General features: G+C 72.2%; 15 protein-coding genes. 8 read left to right on the top strand and 7 right to left on the bottom strand.

Annotation, left to right across the window (positions count from 1 at the left end; genetic code table 11):
• Positions 1-2,436, top strand: a complete 2,436-nt coding sequence (locus KBX71_RS22710) for an immune inhibitor A domain-containing protein (protein WP_210819998.1) — start codon at positions 1-3, stop codon at positions 2,434-2,436.
• A 165-nt stretch (positions 2,437-2,601) separates the two neighbouring features.
• On the top strand, positions 2,602-3,534 hold the full coding sequence (locus KBX71_RS22715) for an alpha/beta fold hydrolase (protein ID WP_210819953.1): 933 nt from the start codon (positions 2,602-2,604) through the stop codon (positions 3,532-3,534).
• 4 nt (positions 3,535-3,538) lie between these two features.
• On the opposite strand, the gene KBX71_RS22720 is transcribed toward KBX71_RS22715, so the two are convergent.
• On the bottom strand, positions 3,539-3,904 hold the full coding sequence (locus KBX71_RS22720; protein ID WP_124822515.1) for a hypothetical protein: 366 nt from the start codon (positions 3,902-3,904) through the stop codon (positions 3,539-3,541).
• Positions 3,901-6,834 (bottom strand): SseB family protein, encoded by a 2,934-nt coding sequence (locus KBX71_RS22725; protein ID WP_210819954.1) that lies wholly within the window; start codon positions 6,832-6,834, stop codon positions 3,901-3,903. Before KBX71_RS22725 ends, KBX71_RS22720 begins: the two co-directional genes overlap by 4 nt.
• Positions 6,835-6,986: 152 nt before the next feature.
• Here KBX71_RS22725 and mycP point away from each other — a divergent pair, with 152 nt between their 5' ends.
• A complete protein-coding gene (gene mycP / locus KBX71_RS22730; protein WP_210819955.1) occupies positions 6,987-8,210 on the top strand; it encodes a type VII secretion-associated serine protease mycosin in 1,224 nt (407 codons plus the stop codon).
• A gap of 106 nt (positions 8,211-8,316) precedes the next feature.
• Here the strand turns inward: mycP and KBX71_RS22735 are convergent, their stop codons facing one another.
• Positions 8,317-8,610 carry a WXG100 family type VII secretion target gene (locus KBX71_RS22735; protein WP_124815472.1) on the bottom strand — a complete coding sequence of 98 codons (294 nt, stop codon included), beginning with the start codon at positions 8,608-8,610 and terminating at the stop codon, positions 8,317-8,319.
• A 21-nt stretch (positions 8,611-8,631) separates the two neighbouring features.
• Entirely contained in the window at positions 8,632-8,952 is a 321-nt protein-coding gene (locus KBX71_RS22740) for a WXG100 family type VII secretion target (RefSeq protein WP_124815470.1), read from the bottom strand.
• Positions 8,953-9,241: 289 nt separating this feature from the next.
• Between KBX71_RS22740 and eccE the strand changes: the two genes are divergently transcribed.
• The 4 genes from eccE to rarD all read left to right on the top strand — a co-directional run bounded on the left by eccE (position 9,242) and on the right by rarD (position 13,184).
• On the top strand, positions 9,242-11,197 hold the full coding sequence (eccE, locus tag KBX71_RS22745; RefSeq protein WP_374102626.1) for a type VII secretion protein EccE: 1,956 nt from the start codon (positions 9,242-9,244) through the stop codon (positions 11,195-11,197).
• Positions 11,198-11,257: 60 nt separating this feature from the next.
• Positions 11,258-11,644: a phage holin family protein gene (locus KBX71_RS22750; RefSeq protein ID WP_091395522.1), complete on the top strand. Its 387-nt coding sequence runs from the start codon at positions 11,258-11,260 to the stop codon at positions 11,642-11,644.
• Between the two features lie 128 nt (positions 11,645-11,772).
• The gene (locus KBX71_RS22755) at positions 11,773-12,270 is read left to right on the top strand and encodes a GNAT family N-acetyltransferase (RefSeq protein ID WP_210819956.1); all 498 of its coding nucleotides are present in this window, start codon (positions 11,773-11,775) and stop codon (positions 12,268-12,270) included.
• Positions 12,267-13,184 carry an EamA family transporter RarD gene (rarD, locus tag KBX71_RS22760; protein ID WP_210819957.1) on the top strand — a complete coding sequence of 306 codons (918 nt, stop codon included), beginning with the start codon at positions 12,267-12,269 and terminating at the stop codon, positions 13,182-13,184. The genes KBX71_RS22755 and rarD overlap by 4 nt, the downstream gene beginning before the upstream one ends.
• Before the next feature lie 99 nt (positions 13,185-13,283).
• On the opposite strand, the gene KBX71_RS22765 is transcribed toward rarD, so the two are convergent.
• Positions 13,284-14,000, bottom strand: a complete 717-nt coding sequence (locus tag KBX71_RS22765) for an anti-sigma factor (protein WP_210819958.1) — start codon at positions 13,998-14,000, stop codon at positions 13,284-13,286.
• On the bottom strand, positions 13,997-14,512 hold the full coding sequence (locus KBX71_RS22770) for a sigma-70 family RNA polymerase sigma factor (RefSeq protein ID WP_051708644.1): 516 nt from the start codon (positions 14,510-14,512) through the stop codon (positions 13,997-13,999). Before KBX71_RS22770 ends, KBX71_RS22765 begins: the two co-directional genes overlap by 4 nt.
• Before the next feature lie 227 nt (positions 14,513-14,739).
• Between KBX71_RS22770 and KBX71_RS22775 the strand changes: the two genes are divergently transcribed.
• Positions 14,740-16,866: a PhoX family phosphatase gene (locus KBX71_RS22775; RefSeq protein WP_210819959.1), complete on the top strand. Its 2,127-nt coding sequence runs from the start codon at positions 14,740-14,742 to the stop codon at positions 16,864-16,866.
• A gap of 92 nt (positions 16,867-16,958) precedes the next feature.
• On the opposite strand, the gene KBX71_RS22780 is transcribed toward KBX71_RS22775, so the two are convergent.
• Positions 16,959-17,741 carry an IclR family transcriptional regulator gene (locus KBX71_RS22780; protein WP_210819960.1) on the bottom strand — a complete coding sequence of 261 codons (783 nt, stop codon included), beginning with the start codon at positions 17,739-17,741 and terminating at the stop codon, positions 16,959-16,961.
• Positions 17,742-17,798: the final 57 nt, after the last annotated feature.

The following is a 17,798-nucleotide window of genomic DNA, read 5'->3' on the forward strand; positions in this document are numbered from 1 at the left end:
GTGGGTCTGCTCGGGCTCTCACTGACGGCGACAGGCCTGGCTTTCGGCCCGTCCGCCTCGGCGGCGCCTCAGCCCAAACTGCCGGCAGCAGCACCGGCCGCTGCCGAACCACAGGCGCTGAAGGATGAACTCCCCGACAAGCTCGAGGAGAAGCGCCGCGCGCTGCGTGAGCAGGGGCTCAGCGATGTGCTGAGCGGTCGCAGCAAGCCGATCGAGCGCAACGGAAGCACTGTTGTCAAGGTCGGCGAGGTCGGCAAGGCGACCGGAACGGGCGCCAACGCCCGGACCACTGCTGGCGCCAAGAAGACCAAGGATCAGTACGTCGAGCTCAAGCGTGAACGGACGGACAAGATCTTCGTGATCCTGGCCGAGTTCGGCGACGAGCGGCACCCGTCCTACCCGGACAAGGACATGAACCCGGACGTCGCCGGACCGGCGACGTTCCAGGGGCCGCTGCACAACAAGATCCCCGAGCCCAACCGGGCCGTGGACAACTCCACCATCTGGCAGCCGGACTTCAGCCCGGAGCACTTCCGCCAGATCTACTTCGGCACCAACCCGGGCGACGAGTCGCTCAAGCAGTACTACGAGGCCCAGTCCTCGGGTCGCTACACCGTCGACGGTGAGGTGACCGACTGGGTCAAGGTCCGGTACAACGAGGCCCGCTACGGTCGCTCCGACGACCCGAAGGCCGACGACGACCCGACCGGCGACCCCGCCGTCTGCGGCGACACCGTCTGCTCGAACACCTGGAACCTGATCCGCGACGCCGCCAACCAGTGGGTCGCCGACCAGAAGGCCAAGGGCAAGACGGACGCCCAGATCGCCACCGAGATGAAGTCCTTCGACCAGTGGGACCGCTTCGACTACGACGGTGACGGCGACTTCAACGAGTCGGACGGCTACATCGACCACTTCCAGATCGTCCACTCCGGCGGCGACCAGGCCGACGGTGACCCGCAGCAGGGTGAGGACGCCATCTGGAGCCACCGTTGGTCGGCGTTCAACAGCTCGCCCGTCGGCCCGCCGAACTTCCCGATCGGCGGCACCCAGATCGGCAACACCGGCGTCTGGATCCGCGACTACACGATCCAGCCGGAAAACGGCGGCCGCAGCGTGTTCTACCACGAGTACGGCCACGACCTGGGCCTGCCGGACGACTACGGCCCGGCGGACAACAGCAACGAGCACTGGACCCTGATGGCCCAGAGCCGGCTCGGCGCCAAGAACGACGCCGGCATCGGCGACCGGGGCGGCGACCTCGGGGCGTGGAACAAGCTTCAGCTCGGTTGGCTCGACTACGAGGTGATCGTGGCGGGGCAGAAGCGCTCGCTGGAGCTCGGCCCGCAGGAGTACAACTCGGACAAGGCTCAGGCCGCCGTGGTCGTGCTCCCGCAGCGGGAGTACACGTTCAACTACGGCGCGCCGTTCGAGGGCGCCAAGCAGTACTTCTCCGGTAACGAGGACGACCTCGACAGCAAGATGACGAGGACGTTCGACCTCACCGGCAAGTCCACGGCGGCGTTGTCGCTCAAGGGCAAGTACAGCATCGAGGAGAACTACGACTACCTCTACTTCGAGGGGTCGACCGACGGTGGTCAGACCTGGACCGACCTGGACGGCACCGTCAACGGCCAGCCGATCGGCGTCGACGGCGCCGACCGCCCGGCCCTCGACGGCACCAGTAACGGTGCCTGGGCGGACATCAACATCCCGCTGACCTCGCTCGCCGGCAAGGTGGCGCAGGTCCGCCTGCACTACGTCACCGACGGTGGGGTTTCCGAGGGCGGCTTCTTCGGTGACGCCATCACCGTGACCGCCGACGGTCAGACCGTGTTCAGCGACGGCGCCGAGACCGCCGCGGGTTGGACCTTCGACAAGTTCCAGGTGGTCGGGGCGACCTACACCCGACTGTTCGACAACTACTACATCGCTGGCAACCGGTCGTACGTCTCGTACGACAAGTACCTGAAGACCGGCCCGTACTTCTTCGGCTACGCGAACACCCGCCCGGACTGGGTGGACCACTACGCGTACCAGGAGGGCCTGCTCGTCTCGTACTGGAACACCCGCTTCTCCGACAACAACACCGCCCCGGCGTCGCCGTCCAACCCGGGTGGTCACCCGGGTGAGGGTCGCAACCTGTACATCGACGCGCACCCGCGCCCGGTCTACAACCTCACCGGGGCGCCGTGGCGGGCCCGCGTCCAGATGTACGACGCACCGTTCAGCCTGAACAAGGCGGACTCGTTCACCCTGCACCTCAACAGCCAGCCGCAGTACATCCGTGGCCAGGCCGCTGAGCCGCTGTTCGACGACACCAAGAAGTACTTCTACGAGGAGCTGCCGAACCACGGCGTCAAGCTCCCCGCAGCCGGTGTCAAGATCAAGGTTCTGGAGCAGGACGGCACCTCGATGAAGATCCGGGTCAGCTGACCGCTGATCCCGCACCACAAGCGACGCCCGGGCAGGTCACCTGCCCGGGCGTTGCCCTTTGCCCACCCGGCTCCCCCGGTCCCGGTCCGGGGCAACCCGGGGCTTTCCCCTGTTCAACGCGACCACCAGGGTCGTCTGCGACGACCGGGTCCTAGGCTGTCTGCCATGACCGACCAGCGCGCCGGAGCCGTCGACGAGTCCTGTGTCCTCACCGAGGGGCCGTGGACGCACCGTTTCGTCGGCGCCAACGGCAGCCGGTTCCACGTGGTCGAGGCCGGCACCGGGCCGATGGTGCTCTTCCTGCACGGCTTCCCCGAGCACTGGTGGGCCTGGCACCAGATGCTGCCGGCGGTCGCCGACGCCGGCTTCCGGGCGGTCGCCGTCGACCTGCGCGGCTACGGCGCCAGCGACAAACCACCCCGGGGGTACGACGGCTACACCCTCGCCGCCGACATCGCCGGGCTGATCCGCTCGCTCGGTGAACGCTCCGCGACGATCGTCGGCAGTGGCCTCGGTGGCATGGTGGCCTGGACGGTGGCCTCGTTCCACCCGTCCCTGGTCCGCCGGCTCGTGGTGCTGGGGGCACCGCACCCGCTGCGGCTGCGCGCCGCCATCTTCGCCGACCCGCGCGGGCAGTTCACCGCCTCCACCCCGGCGTTGAAGTTCCAGCTTCCCCGCTACGAACACGTGCTGACCCGCGATGGCGCGGCCGCCGTCGGCGAGATCATGCGCCGCTGGGGCGGCCCACAGTGGGTGGCCGGGTCGGACTTCGAGGCGTACGCCGAGCGGTGCCGGGAGGCGATGTGCATCCCGCAGGCCGCGTTCTGCGCACTTGAGGGTTACCGCTGGGCGTTCCGCTCACTGCTGCGGCTGCACGGCTACCGGTTCGTCCGCCTCATGCAGAAGCCGCTGTCCACCCCGACCCTGCAACTGCACGGCGCCCTGGACACCGCCTCCCTGCCCCGGACCGCTCTGGGTTCCGGCCGGTACGTCGTCGCCCCGTACGAATGGCGACTGCTCGACGGGGTGGGGCACTTCCCGCACCTGGAGGCGCCGGAGCTGGTGCTCGGCGAAATCCTGCGGTGGGCGAAGACCTGACCGGTCAGACCCGCTGCTCCCGCAGGTCGGTGACCTCGGCCGCCGGCGCCCAACCCTGGTAGACGCCGAAGTCGAAGACCTCCAGCCGCATCGCCTCGGCCACCGGCCAGCGACCGCCCGTGTATTCCACCCGCAGCCAGGCGTCGTGCTCGCCGAGCACGATGAACGGCTGCCCCTGCCAGGTGCAGGTGGTCCGCACGTACGCCAGATCCTCGATCTCGCTCGCCGGCAGCACCCGGACGTGGCGGCCCGCGCGGACCTCCTCGAAGCCCTCGCCCGGCTCGGGCTGGTAGAGGCGGATGTCGTCGCCGTCGGGGCTGGCCTGGTATTCCCGGCCCTGCCAGCGGGCCACGTAACCGTCGCGCATCACGCCTCCCCGACCCGTCGCCAGGTGACCGAGTCGGTGTCCAACTCCGCGACCACCCGCTCGGTGCCGTCCGCGCCGATCCGCCAGAGTTGGGCGCCGTGCGGCAGGCGGGCGCTGTCCACCTTGAATTCCGCCACCACGTCGCTGCTCTCACCCGGGGCGAAGCCGTTGCCCCGGAACGGCGGGCGTTCGATGACCCAGCCCTCCATGGCCCGCATCGCCGGCTCGTTCTGACCGCCGTACGGGATGCGGTAGAGGCTCGGCCGGTGCGCAGGCCAACGCAGCACGTAAATTTCCTCGGCGTCCGGGGCGAACGGCGAACCGGGGTAGCTGAGGCCGAGCGCGCCGTGCAGCTGAGCCGGTGTGGTCAGGTGGGACAGCTCACCGGCCCGGTGCACGAACCCGGACACCCGGTCGTACCCACGATCCAGGTAGTACGCGAGCTGGCTCGGCGCGATCGCCTTCTGCATGACCGTCGGTCGGGTCGGGTCGACCGCCGCTGGGGCGTACCGCGGGCGGGCGGCGGGCTCGGCCTCGGCCGGCGCTTCCACCTGGTCCACTTCCAGGTCGTCCCCGAGCCCCACCTCGGCGGCCCAGTTGGCCAACGCGACGATCTGCTCGCCGGGCAACTTGGCACCGACCGGGGTGCCCGGGTTGACGGCGAACGACCAGTCCTCGTCGGGCCAGCGCCGAATCAGCTGGGCGAACTTCACCCGGACCGTGTCGACGTCCCCCTCGACATGGTCGGCGAGGCGCTCCGCCGAGGTGTAGACCACCACGTACGTCTCGCCGTCGAGCTGCCCGGTACGCCAGACGAAGCCCGGATCCCCCGGGCGGCTTCCGCGTGCCGAGTCCGGTGCCGCCGGCAGCAGCACCCGGGCCAGCAGCAGGGTGGACAGGAACGTGTCGGTGCTGCCGGAGCCGGCCGCGCTGAGCAGGTCCTCCTCGACCGTGTTGGCCGGCTCGAACTCGACAGGCGGCGGCTCGTCGACCGGCAACTGCGGATCGTCGCCCGCGAACATGCCCTCGCTGCCGGCCCGGTCCGTGCCGGTCAGGCCGGCCGACGAATCACCGCTGTCGGCGCGATCGGCGCTGAACGGCGCGTCGGTCCGCATGCCGCCCACACCTGCATGGCCGGCCTCGGTCGGACCTGTGGGATGCGGAATGGACGGGCTCGGGGCGGGCTGACCGGGGCTGAACGATGCGGGAGCAGAAGGGCTTGGGCTGGGGGACGACGGACCGAACAGGCCCGGGTCGGAGGGCGCCGAGCCGAACCGCGGCGGGGCTGCCTCGGCGGGGCTGGTGCCAGGGGACGACGCGCCGAACAGGCCCGAGCCGGAGGGCGCCGAGCCGAACCGCGGCGGGGCGGCCTCGGCGGGGCTGGGCCGGCGGGGCGCCTCGACCGGCGCGCTGCTCTCGACCGTGTCCGTGAGGTCGCGGGACTCGATGATGGTGCCCTCGATGACGATGGGCGTGAAGCCGCGGCGGGGCGCGGGTGGCCCGGAGACCGGTTCCGCGACGGACGCCGGCAGATCCTCCGTCGGCCTGAACCGGCCCGGCCGGCCCTGGGGGATCGCCTGCGTCTCCTCCGCCGACGGATCAGGCCGTCCGGGCGCACCGGCCCGTGGGGGCTCAGCGGTCACCCGGAACGCGCGGGTGGGCTCCTCGGCCAGCGGGTTGTGCCGGCGCGGGGGCAGCGGCTGGGTGATCTCCTCGCCGGACGGCGGCGCGCCCGCCCCCCGGGACGCGCCGAGGCCGCCCTCCGGCCGACGGATCGGCTGGGTGGCTGCCGGGTCCGCTGCCATCGGAAAGGCCCGCGTCGCCGTCTCGTCGCCCGGCGCGTCGGCTGGCCGGCGGCGAGGAAAGGGCTGGCTGCCCCGCCCGAACCGGGTCGGCGGGGCAGCCCGGTCACCCGAACGCCCCCCGCTCTGGGCCGGGTCGCGGGCCGGGTCGCGGGCCGGGTCGCGGGCTGGGTCGCGGGCTGGATCGCGGGCCGGGTCGCGGGCTGGATCGCGGGCTGGGTCGCGGGCTGGGTCGCGGGCCGGGCTGGGGTCGAAGAAGGAGCGCCGAGGCGCCCCCTGGGGACCGCCGTTGCCGTTACCCGCGGCGGGGCCGTCGACGTCGCTCGGCCGGGTCGCCGCCGGCCAGCCCACGCTCGGCCCGGCCTGATCGGTGGTGGGGGCGGCGGACGCCAACGGGGTGAAGCGGGACGGCCGCGCGCTGCGGGGCAGGGCTCCGGTGCCCGACGCGGGCCGCGGCGGCTCGCTCGGGTGCCGCTGGCCGGCAGCGGGCAGGTCCTCCTCGGGGCGGCGCGTCGGCTCAGCGGGAACGGGTGGCCGGGGCGCCGGGCCCGGCGCCGACGGGGCACCCACCCGGGGGCCCCTTCGGGGCGCGAGCGGGGTGCTGTCGAGCCCGGACGAGAACGCCCCCGTCGCCGGCGGCGATCCCGCGGCCGGCGCGGCGTCCCGGGGTGGCACGCCGGGCCGGGTCCGGGCCAACGTCTCGGCCCGCTCCAGGCGAGCACGGGCACCCATGGCACGGCCGGGCAGTCGCACGTCGCCGCGGGACAGCTGCGACACGAACCAGGCCGGCAGGTAACCCTCGACCGGCAGACCCGGATTGACGGCGAGCCACCATTCGTGGTTGGGCCAGCTGGCCGCGAGATCGGCGAAGGGGATGCGTCGGTTGCTGCCGGCGTGATCGCCGAGGCAGGCCCGCAGTGCGGCGGCGGAGGTGAAGGCCAGGACGTGGGTGCGACCGCCGGTGGTCCAGGTGCCCCATCCGGCGGGTGGCTGGCCGGGCTGCGTCGGCGCGGAGACCGGCAGCAGCACATCGGTGCGGGACAGGAGCCGGAAGTAGAGCTCCTGGTCGTTGGCGCGCAGCGCGTCGCGCATCGCCACCTCGGCCTCCGTGGCCGGCTCCCATTCGGTCACGGCCACCTCCCCTTCCGAGAACAGGCCACAGGTATCGCGTACAACCTACAAGGTGGTACCAAGATCACAATGGCTGGCCGGCGGCGGCCTGCCAGGGCGCGGAGGAGGCGATAACATCCCGTTCCGGAGCCGACACGATACGGAGGGTGCCGATGTCCCGATCGATTGCGCGCCCGGTCCTCGCTGGCCTGGCTGCCAGCCTGTTGACCGTACCGGCCCTTCCGGCAGTTGCCGCCACCGCCGGGCTCCGGGTGGCACCGGCCTGCGCGACCCCGCTCGCCCCCGTGCGGCCGGTCGCGGCCAGGCCCTGGCCACAGCAGCGGTACGACCCGGTGCGGCTCGCGCCGCTGGCCACCGGCGCCGGGGTGACAGTCGCGGTGGTCGACTCCGGCGTGGACCGGGTGCACCCGCAGCTGGCTGGCCGGGTGCTGGCCGGCGCCGACCTGCTCGACCCCGGCGGGGACGGCGGCCGGGACTGCGCCGGGCACGGCACCGGTGTGGCGAGCATCATCGCGGCGGCACCCCGCCCCGACGTCGCCTTCCGTGGCCTGGCGCCGGGTGCCCGAATCCTGCCGGTGCGGGTGAGTGAGCAGCAGGTGGTGCAGGGGCGGGAGTCGGGGCGCACGGTCAGCGCCGGCGAGTTCGCCACTGCCATCCGGTGGGCCGTCGACCATGACGCCGACGTGGTGAACCTGTCCGTGGTGCTGTACGCGGACGACCCGGAGGTCCGTGCGGCCGTGCGGTACGCGGTCGACCGGGACGTGGTGCTGGTGGCCGCCGCCGGCAACCTGCACGACAGCGGGAACCCCCGGCCGTTCCCCGCCGGTTATGACGGGGTGCTCGGCGTGGGCGCGATCGGGGCGGACGGCGGGCGGGCGACCTTCTCGCAGACCGGCCCGTACGTCGATGTGGTAGCACCGGGTAGTGAGGTGCTGACCGCCGCGCCCGGTACGGGCCATCATCGGGTCGAAGGCACCAGTTACGCGGCGCCCTTCGTGGCCGCCACCGCCGCGTTGCTGCGGGAGTACCGGCCGGAGCTGACCGCCGCGCAGGTGGCGGAGCGGATCGTCGCCACCGCCGACCCCGCTCCGGGCGCGGGCCACGGCGGCGGGTACGGCGCCGGGGTGTTGAACCCCTACCGGGCGGTCACCGAGACCAGCGGCGGCCGTGTGGCCGGTGCGCGGCCGGTCGCCGCGCTCGCCGACGGTCGGCCCGACCCGGCGCTGCTCGCCCGTCAGGCCCGCCGGGTCGCCGCGCGGGACCGCGCCCTGCTGGTCGGCGCGGTGGCCGGCATGACGGCGGTGACCGTGGCGCTGCTCGCGCTGGTGGTGCCCCGGGGCAGCCGTCGACGTTGGCGCCCGGCCGGTCCGGCCTGAGGCCGCCCGCGAACTGCCTGAGCCCGCCCGCGCACGGCCCCGACCTCGGACCGGCCGCGGGCGGGGCGCTGCCCCGGACACGGTCAGCGCTCCCGGCCCGCATCGCTCACTGGAACAGCCCGGTGTTCTTCTTTTCGGTGTCCAGGTAGTCGGTGGCGGAGTCGTTCACCGCCAACCTGATGTCACGCAGCATCCCCTGGAGGTCCTGCGAGGCCGAGCGCCACCGGGCCTGCCTCTGCTCGTAGGCCTGCCGCGCCTCGCCCGTCCAGCTCTCCACCAGCGGGGCGGCGTCGCGTTCGAGTTGGCCGAGTTGCGCGTCGAGAGTCTTCAACGCCTTCTGAATGTCAGCGCCGGCCTGCTGCAGCGCGGCGAAGTTGACGACCAGCACACCATGGTCCATCGGATTCCCTCCCCAGCGGGATCAGAGCGGCAGCTGGATGCCGCCGCGGTTGGTGCCGGCCACCCGGCTGGCCACGTCGTCGTCGGACACGTCGTACTGCCGACCGGCGGTGCGGATCGCACCGGCGGTTTCCCGCAGCGCGCGGTGCAGCGCGGCCTGGTCCTGTGACCACTGCTGCTTGACCTGCTCGAACGACCGGCCACCAGCGCCACGCCAGGCCTGCTGCAACACCTCCAGCTCGGCCAGCAGGCCGGTCAGCATGGACTGCAACGACTGGTCCACCTGCTCGAACTTCGCGGCGGTCTGCTGCATCACTGCGGCTTCTGCCTTGGTTTGGGACACCCGGACGTCACCTCGTCTCTCGGATCGAACCTGGCCGTCGACGCGCCCGCCCTGGGGCGACGCGTCGTCGCTTGGCCCGGTCGTCGAGCACTGAGACACGGGTCAGCGAAGGACTTCGTGGCTGACGGTAGCGACCTCGTAGCGGTTCTGCTACCCCTCGGGCTTCCCCTGTGGACAACCGGGACGGCCATCGGTCGCTTACGATGTGCCGCAGCCACGTCGCGGCGTGTGACGGGCCGTCAGAGGCGGCCGGCCGCCCGACCCGGTCCCCACTGGTCGAGGAGGCACGGTGCCGGCGATCACCACCGGAGGGCCGCATCCGCCAGCGGTCGGGCCCGAGGCAGGCACCTCCGCACGAGCGATCGGGCCGGGCCGACCCACCGACCACGACCCGGGGTCGGTCGATCAGCGCATCCCCCGTCGCCGATCACCTGTGGACCGCTGGGTCACAGTCGGCCGTCGCGCCGGCGCCGCAGTACGAGCCGGCCAACTGGTCGCCGCGCAGGTCGCGGCGGCGCTCGTCCTCGTCGCCCTCGGCCGACCCGCACCTGTCGTCGCGGTGGCAGTGCTGGTGGCCGTGCTGCTGGTGGCGGCCGCCTGGGTGCCGGTTCGGGGGCGCTGGCTCTTCGAGTGGCTGGGCACCGCCATCGGGCGCCTGACCCGCCGGCGGGCGCTGACCGGGCCGGCCGGAGCGGCCGAACTGCTCGACCTGGTCGCCCCGGGCACCGTCGTCCGCTCGACCGAGCTGACCGGCGGGCCCGCGGCCGTCCTGGAGGACACCACGGGCATGGTCGTGCTCCTGGAGCTCGGCGACCCCGGTGATCTGCTGGGTGACGCGTCCCAGGCGATCCCCGCCCCGGCCGCGTTGCTCCCCCCGACCGGGCCGGACCAACCCCCGCTGCTGGTCCAACTTCTGCTCGCCGGTGCACCGGCGCCGGTGCCGAGTGCCGGTGGCACTGTCGGCACGTCGTACCGGCAGCTCACCGACGGGCGTCTCGCCGGGCGCGAACGGGCGGTGGTGGCGGTTCGGGTGCTGCGGGTGAACGGTTGGTCCGAGGAGGACCTACGCCGCGTACTCGCCGGCACGGTCCGTCGGATCGTCAGGCGGCTCGGGCCGTTGGCAGCGCGGCCACTCGGGGTGCCCGCGGCGCTGCGGGTCCTGGGCGAGCTGGCCCACCACGACGGCGAACCGGTCCGGGAGTCCTGGTCGGCGATCCGGTCCGGCACCCTGGTCCAGGCCACCTTCCGACTGATCCAGTGGCCCGACGCGGGGGGTGCGGCCGGACGCCGGCTGGTGCCCCGCCTGCTCGCGCTGCCAGCGACGGCCACGACGGTGTCGATGTGCGCGGGCCCGTCGCCGACGATGACGACGTCGTCGGGTCCGCCGACGACCAACGGAGCGCCGACCGAGCTGACCGTACGCCTGGCCGCCGGGACGGCGACCGAGCTGGCGGCGGCCACCGAGGCGCTGGTCCGCCTGGTGACCGACCTGGGCGGAAAGCTGCGACGGCTCGACGGCGCCCACCTGGGCGGGCTGGCCGCCACGCTGCCGTTGGCGCTGACGGCGCCCGGGGCGCAGCCCCGTCCACCGTCGGCCGGGGCGCAGCCCAGCGCGGCGGCGGACGACTGGGAGTTGTCCCTGGGCGACGCGGGAATGCTGGTCGGCACCAACCGGCACGGTCGAGCCGTCACCGTGCGACTGTTCCGACCGGAGAGCACCCGCGTACTGCTGGTCGGCGGGGTGCGCGCAGCCCAACTGGTGGCCCTGCGCGCGCTGGCGCTCGGTGCCCTGGTGGTGGTGCAGACCGCCCGGCCACGCGCCTGGGAGCCGTTCGTCCGGGGGGTTGGCGCGCCGGGCGCGATCCCGTTACTCCCGCCCGGTCGGGCGGTCGCCGACGGGATCGGCACCGCGCTGCGTCCGTTGCTGCTGATCGTCGACGCCGGGCCGGTGGCGGCCGAGGCGACGCCGGGCCCGCCGTGGCGGGCCACCCTCGTGGTACGAGACGAGCTGACCCCGGCCGATGTGGACGCGTTGAGCCGCGCCGACCTGGCGTTGCTGCAGCCGTTGACCTCCGCCGAGGCCACCCTTGCCGGAGCCGCGCTGGGGCTGGGCGGCTCGGCCGAGTGGCTGACCCGGATCCGCGAGGACATGGTGGCCGTGGTCAACCGTCGGGCGCTGCGCTGGGCGCTGCTCTCCCCCACTCCGATCGAGGCACAACTGATCGGGCCGCCGACGCGCCGTTGATCCACCAGATGGCCAGCTGCCGGGTTACGCCGGTGCGTGGTCCGTGGCACGATCCCCGCCATGGGTTTTCTGAAAGGTCTGCTGATTCGGCTGGCCAGCACAGCTTTGGCTTTCTGGCTGGCCACGCTCCTCATCCCGGGCATCTCCCTGGATTCGAACTCGGCCACCGAGACGGTGACCACGCTGCTCCTGGTGGCGGTGATCTTCGGTGTGGTCAACGCGGTTCTCCAGCCGATCATCAAGACCGTCGGCTGTGGCTTCTACCTGCTGACCCTGGGCCTCATCGCCCTGGTGGTGAACGGGCTGCTGTTCCTGCTCACCAGCTGGATCGCCGACCAGGCCGGGCTGCCGTTCTCGGTGGACGGTTTCTGGCCGGCGGCCGTGCTCGGCGCCCTCTTCGTGAGCATCGTGACCTGGATCCTCGGCGCCGTCCTCGACCGGGACTGACCGCCGACCAGCCAGCACCGACCCGGCCCGTCCGGGGCTCCGACCTTGGCCGGGGCCCCGGCGGGCCGATGACCAGACTCCGGGAATGTGACGGCCTGACCGCCCACCTCGGCGGTTAGCGTCGCGGCATGTTCTCGCTTACCTATTCCGACGGTCACCTGCTCAGCACCGATCCGGCGCGGATCGATCTGGACCTGGTGCACCACTGGTTGTCCACCGACGCGTACTGGGCGCTCGGACGGGACCGGGAGACCACCGAGCGGTCGTTCGCCGGCTCACTGCCGTTCGGCATCTACCGGCCGGAGGACGGCCGCCAGGTCGCAGTGGCCCGGGTGGTCACTGACGGCGCCACCTTCGCCTGGCTCTGCGACGTGTACGTCGACCGGGCCGCCCGGGGTCGCGGGCTGGGCGGGTGGCTGGCCGGCGCGGTCCGCGACCACCTGGACGAGCTGGGCGTACGCCGGATCCTGCTCTGCACCAGCGACGCCCACCAGGTGTACGCGCGAGTCGGTTTCACGCCGCTGGACGCGCCGCCACGGTGGATGCAGCTGGACCGGCGGCCCCCGGTGACCCCGATCACCGGAAAGGAACAGAGCAGCAGTACGCCCCTTACGGTGGAAGCGTGACGCCACTCCGCCTGGGATATCTCTACGGCCTCGGCGCGTACCTGCTCTGGGGTTTCTTTCCGCTCTACCTGAAGTTGCTGCGACCCGCCGGCCCGCTGGAGATCCTGGCCCACCGGATCGTCTGGTCGGTGGTCTTCGTGGCCCTGCTGCTGGCGGCGCTGCGCAACGTCGGTTTCCTGCGGGCGCTGCTACGCCGCCCCTGGGCGGTGGCGGGCATCGTCGCCGCCGCCGCGCTGATCGCTGTGAACTGGGGCACCTACATCTACGGGGTCAACTCCGACCGGGTGGTGGAGACCGCGCTCGGCTACTTCATCAACCCGCTGGTCGTGGTGCTGCTCGGGGTGACGGTGCTGCGGGAGCGGCTCCGCCCGGCGCAGTGGGTGGCGCTGGGGATCGGCGCGTCGGCGGTCGCGGTGCTCACAGTGGACTACGGCCGGCTGCCCTGGTTGGCGTTGACGCTGGCGTTCAGCTTCGCCGGCTACGGCCTGGTCAAGAAGCGGCTCGGGCTGCCGGCCGCGGAGGGGCTCTTCGTCGAGTCGGCGGTGTTGGCGTTGCCGGCTCTGGGCTACCTGGCGTGGCTGACGGCGAAGTCCGACCTGGCCTTCGGGCACGTGTCGGCCGGACACACCGCGCTGCTGGTGCTGGCCGGCGCGGCCACTGCGATTCCGCTGCTGCTGTTCGCCGGGGCGGCCAACCGGCTGCCCCTGAGCAGCCTCGGCATGGTCCAGTACCTGGCGCCGATCCTCCAGCTCGGCTGCGGTGTGCTGATCTTCCACGAGCCGATGCCGCCGGCCCGCCTGGCCGGCTTCGCCCTCGTCTGGCTGGCCCTGATCGTCTTCACCGCCGACGCCGTCCGAGCCTCCCGCCGCACCCGCCAACCCACCCACGTCCCGACCCCTCTCCCCACCCCCTGACCCCGCGATCTTGCAGTTTCGGTGGTCGATATGCCTGCCATGCCCCTTATGGAAGGGCAGAAAGTGCAAGATCGCGGAGGACCGTCGGGGGTGGGTGGGCTAGGGGACGGCGTAGGTGAGGAGGGGGGTGCCGTCGGCTTTCTGCAGCTCCACGCTTACCAGCTCGGCGTCGGTGAACCTGGTGGCGCCGGTGAACCTGAGGTCGTCGCCGGGGGCCGCCAGCCAGGAGCCGATCTGCTCGGTGGCGCCGTTCGGGCCCCGCGCCACCAGCCGGAACGGGTACGCCTTGCCGTAGCTCGTCCGCGCGTCGTACCCGCAGCGCATGGTCACCTCGGTGCCCCACTTGGTGCCGGTGAGCCCGAGGTCGGCGTGCACCGGCCCGGCCGCGGCCACCGGCCGCATGGCGACCATCGACACCTGCGGGGCCGGGTTGCCCTGCGCGCCGGGCGGCCCGGAGGGGTTGACCTGTCGAGGCAGCGCCACGGCGGTGCCCACGCCGACCAGCACCGCCAGCCCGGCGGCGGCCAGTGTGGTCAGTGCGTACCGTCGCCGGTCCGCGGAGCGTTCCCGACGACGGCGGTGGCGGGCCTCGTCGAGCAGCGCGGGCACCAGGGGCGGGGCCGGCGGCGGCAGGATCTGCTCCAACCCCGCCGGGTCGAGGCGCCCGAGCAACCCGGGCAGGACGGCGATCTCGGCGACCGCCTCCCGGCACGAGGCGCAACCGCCGAGGTGCCGCTCGTAGGCCGCCCGCTCGGCCGGGGCCAGGGCGCCCAGCACGTACGCGCCGTCGTCGTACGCGAACTCGCACCGGGTCATCCCGTCACCCCCATCTCGGCCAGGACCAACCGTAGAGACCGCAGCGCGTAGTGGGTGCGGGATTTCACGGTCCCTGGCGGTACGCCCAGGCGGGACGCCGCCTCGGCCACCGACCGCCCCTGGTAGAAGCACTCGACGAGCACTTCACGGTGGGTCGGGCTGAGCCGGTTCAGCGCCTCGGCGACGGTCCACGCCTCCACCGCCCGTTCCGCCTCGTCGATCACCTCGGGCGGTTCGGGCAGATCGTCGGTGAACACCTCGCCGACCCGGGTGGATCGCCGCCGCCAGGCGTCGATGGCCAGGTTGCGGGCGGTGGTGAACAGCCAGGACCGCACCGAACCGCGCCTCGGGTCGAGTGACTCCGGATGTCGCCAGGCCCGCAGCAGCGTCTCCTGTACCAGGTCCTCGGCCCGCTGCCGGTCCCCGTTGACCAGCCGCAGGGCATGGGCGTACAGCGCCTCCGCGTGCTCGTCGTGCAGCGCGCGCAGCAGTTGGGCGTCGTGGTCGCTGATGGCGGTCTCCTCGCTTCCGGCGCGCGTCCGGCGGTGCGTCCGCTCGGGAATACGTGCGGTCACGCCGATCGGTTCAGCCCGAGGTCAGACCGGTTGCGTGGTGGTTGCCGTCGACGAAGGTGTTCATGCCCGGTTCACATCGCGGCTGACGTGCGCTCACCACGTCCTCCTAGCGTCCGGCTGGTACGCCGCCGATCGTGCCACCGACTTCTCTGGAGGCCTCTCCCATGAGCGACCGTCCCCGGCTGCTCCCCCTGTTGAACGGCACTCGTCATGGCACCCGTGACGCCATGACCTGCCTGTACCGGTGCGGAAACGCCTGTGACCACCCGGTGCCGAACACCTCTGACAACGCGTACTTCGGTGATGTGGTGAACGCCGAGGTTTCGCGACGTGGCGTGGTGCGGGCCGGCGCGGTCGGCGCGCTGGTGCTCGGTTTCGGCGGCGCGGCGGCCGGTGCGCTCGCCGGCGCGGCCCCGGCAGTGGCGGCCCCGACCACCCCGGACGTCCCGGAGGCTTTCGGTTTCGGCCGTCCCAGCACCGGGGTCGGCAGCGGCGCGCTGACCTTCAAGCCGATCCCACCGAACAAGTTGGACACCCTTGTCGTGCCGAACGGCTACGACCACGCCGTGGTGATCAAGTGGGGTGACCCGGTGCTGCCGGGCGCGCCGGAGTTCGACCTGCGTCACCAGACCGCCGCCGCGCAGTCCAAGCAGTTCGGTTACAACAACGACTTCGTGGGCGTGCTGCCGCTGGACAAGCAGGGCAAGCGGGCGCTGCTCGTGGTCAACCACGAGTACACGAACGAGGACCTGATGTTCCCGGGCTTCCCCGGCCTGGACGGGCTCTCCGTGGAGCAGCTGCGCACCGCCATGGCCGCGCACGGCATGTCAGTGGTGGAGCTTGAGCGGGTCGCCGGCACCGGGCAGTGGAAGCCGGTCGACAAGGGCCCGCGGCCGTACAACCGGCGGGTCACCGCGCTGAGCACCAAGTTCGACCTGACCGGTCCGGCCGCCGGCTCGGCCTGGCTGAAGACCGCCGCCGACCCCAGGGGCCGGACTGTCGTCGGCACGCTCAACAACTGCGCCGGTGGCGTGACCCCGTGGGGCACTGTGCTCTCCGGCGAGGAGAACTTCAACCAGTACTTCGTGGGCGCCGACGCCGCCCCGGCCGAGCTGAAGCCGAAGCTGGATCGTTACGGCATCAGCACCGCCAGCCGCTACCCCAGCGGCAGCCGCAAGTGGGAGCGCGCGGACGAGCGCTTCGACCTGGCGAAGCACCCCAACGAGGCACACCGGTTCGGTTGGGTCGTCGAGATCGACCCGTTCGACCCGGAGAGCCGTCCGCGCAAGCACACAGCGATGGGCCGGTTCAAGCACGAGGGCGCCAACGTGATCGTCGCAAAGGACGGCCACGTGGTCGCGTACATGGGCGACGACGAGCGGTTCGACTACCTCTACAAGTTTGTCTCGGACAAGAAGTTCATGAAGGGCAACTCCTGGGCTGCCCGCAAGCACAACCTGACCCTGCTGGAGTCCGGCACGCTCTACGTGGCGAAGCTCGACCAGACAAGTGCCGCCGAGATCGACGGCTCGGGCCAGCTCCCCACCGACGGCGCGTTCAACGGCCGGGGTCGCTGGATCAGGCTGGTCAGCGGCAACCGGTCGTTCGTCGACGGGATGACCGCCGCGGACGTGCTCACCTTCACCCGGCTCGCCGGCGACAAGGTCGGCGCGACCAAGATGGACCGCCCCGAGGACGTCGAGCCGAGCCTGCTCACCGGCAAGGTGTACGTGGCGCTGACCAACAACACCAACCGTGGTGTCGGCAGCAACCCGAAGGCGGACGAGGCCAACCCGCGCAACGCCAACAAGCACGGGCAGATCCTGGAGCTGGTCGAGGACCGCAACGACAACGCCGCGGAGACCTTCGCCTGGTCGCTGCCGATCGTCTGCGGCGACCCGACCGACCAGTCCACCTTCTTCGCCGGGTACGACAAGACCAAGGTTTCCCCGATCTCCTGCCCGGACAACGTCGCCTTCGACGCCACCGGCAACCTCTGGATCTCCACCGACGGCAACGCGCTGGGCAGCAACGACGGCCTGTTCGCCGTCGCGGTGGAGGGTCCGGAGCGGGGTCACCTCAAGCAGTTCCTGACCGTGCCGCTCGGCGCGGAGACCTGCGGCCCGTTCATCACCGGCGACAACCGCTCGGTCTTCGTCGCGGTGCAGCACCCGGGCGAGATCACCGGGGCCTCGGTGGAGAACCCGGCCTCGAACTGGCCGGACGGCGACTACGCCAAGCCGGGCGTGGTGGTCACCTGGCGCCTCGACGGCGGCCCGGTGGGCAGCTGAGCGGCCGACAGCCCCGCTGACGTTGCTCCGCGGTCCGGCGCCGGACCGCCCTGAGAGGCCCTCTCCCAGCCCGGGAGAGGGCCTCTCAGCGGTCAGTTGTCGGAGGCGATGCCGTCGGCCACGCTACGGGCCACGGTGAGCAGCTTGGCGCGTACCACCCGGGCGGAGGTCATCATCTCGCTGGCCGGCAACGCGCAGGCCAGCACGACCCGGCGTTCCATGTCCTTGTCCGGCGCGACGAGCACCGCCGCGCAGGCCACTCCCTGCCGGAACTGCCCCATCTCCAACTGCATGCCGCGCCGGTCACCGGCGGCCAGGTCGGCCTCGAAACTGTCGGTGGTGGTCAGCGTGGCGGTGGTGAACGGGCGCATGCCGTACTCGCGGAGATAGCGGTAGCGCTGGTCGGTCGTGAGGGTGGCGAGGAGCGACTTGCCGAGAGCTGTCGCGTGCGCCCCCTCGTCGAAGCCGGGGACCAGGTCCTCCAGGTAGGGCGAGCGGTGCCCCTCGGCGACCGCCGTGAGGGCCACCTGACCGCCGACGAACCGACCGAGGTAGTGGCTGTAGCCGGTGTCCAGGGCGGCCCGCCGCAGCGTCTCACCGACCGCCGGCGGGCCCCGGAACGCCGTCACCAGCTCCCGGTACCGGTCGGCCACCTCCAACCCCACGATGTACGTGCCGTCCTCGCGACGGATCACGTAGCCCTCGTACGCGAGGGTGCGGACCAGGTGGTAGGTGGTGGCCACGGTCAGCTCGCAGCGCCGGGCGATCTGCTTGACGGTCAGGCCCTTCGGGGCGCGACCGACCGACTCCAGCACCCGTAGCGCTCGGGACACGCTGCGAATCAGGTCCGAAGGTTCTGCCAAGGGGTCGCGCACAACCACCTCCGCCGCCGGGGACTTACACCATATGAAAAACAGGCCCGGTGCGAAATG

This window comes from Micromonospora sp. D93, from assembly GCF_018070365.1.
Lineage (GTDB): Bacteria > Actinomycetota > Actinomycetes > Mycobacteriales > Micromonosporaceae > Micromonospora > Micromonospora ureilytica.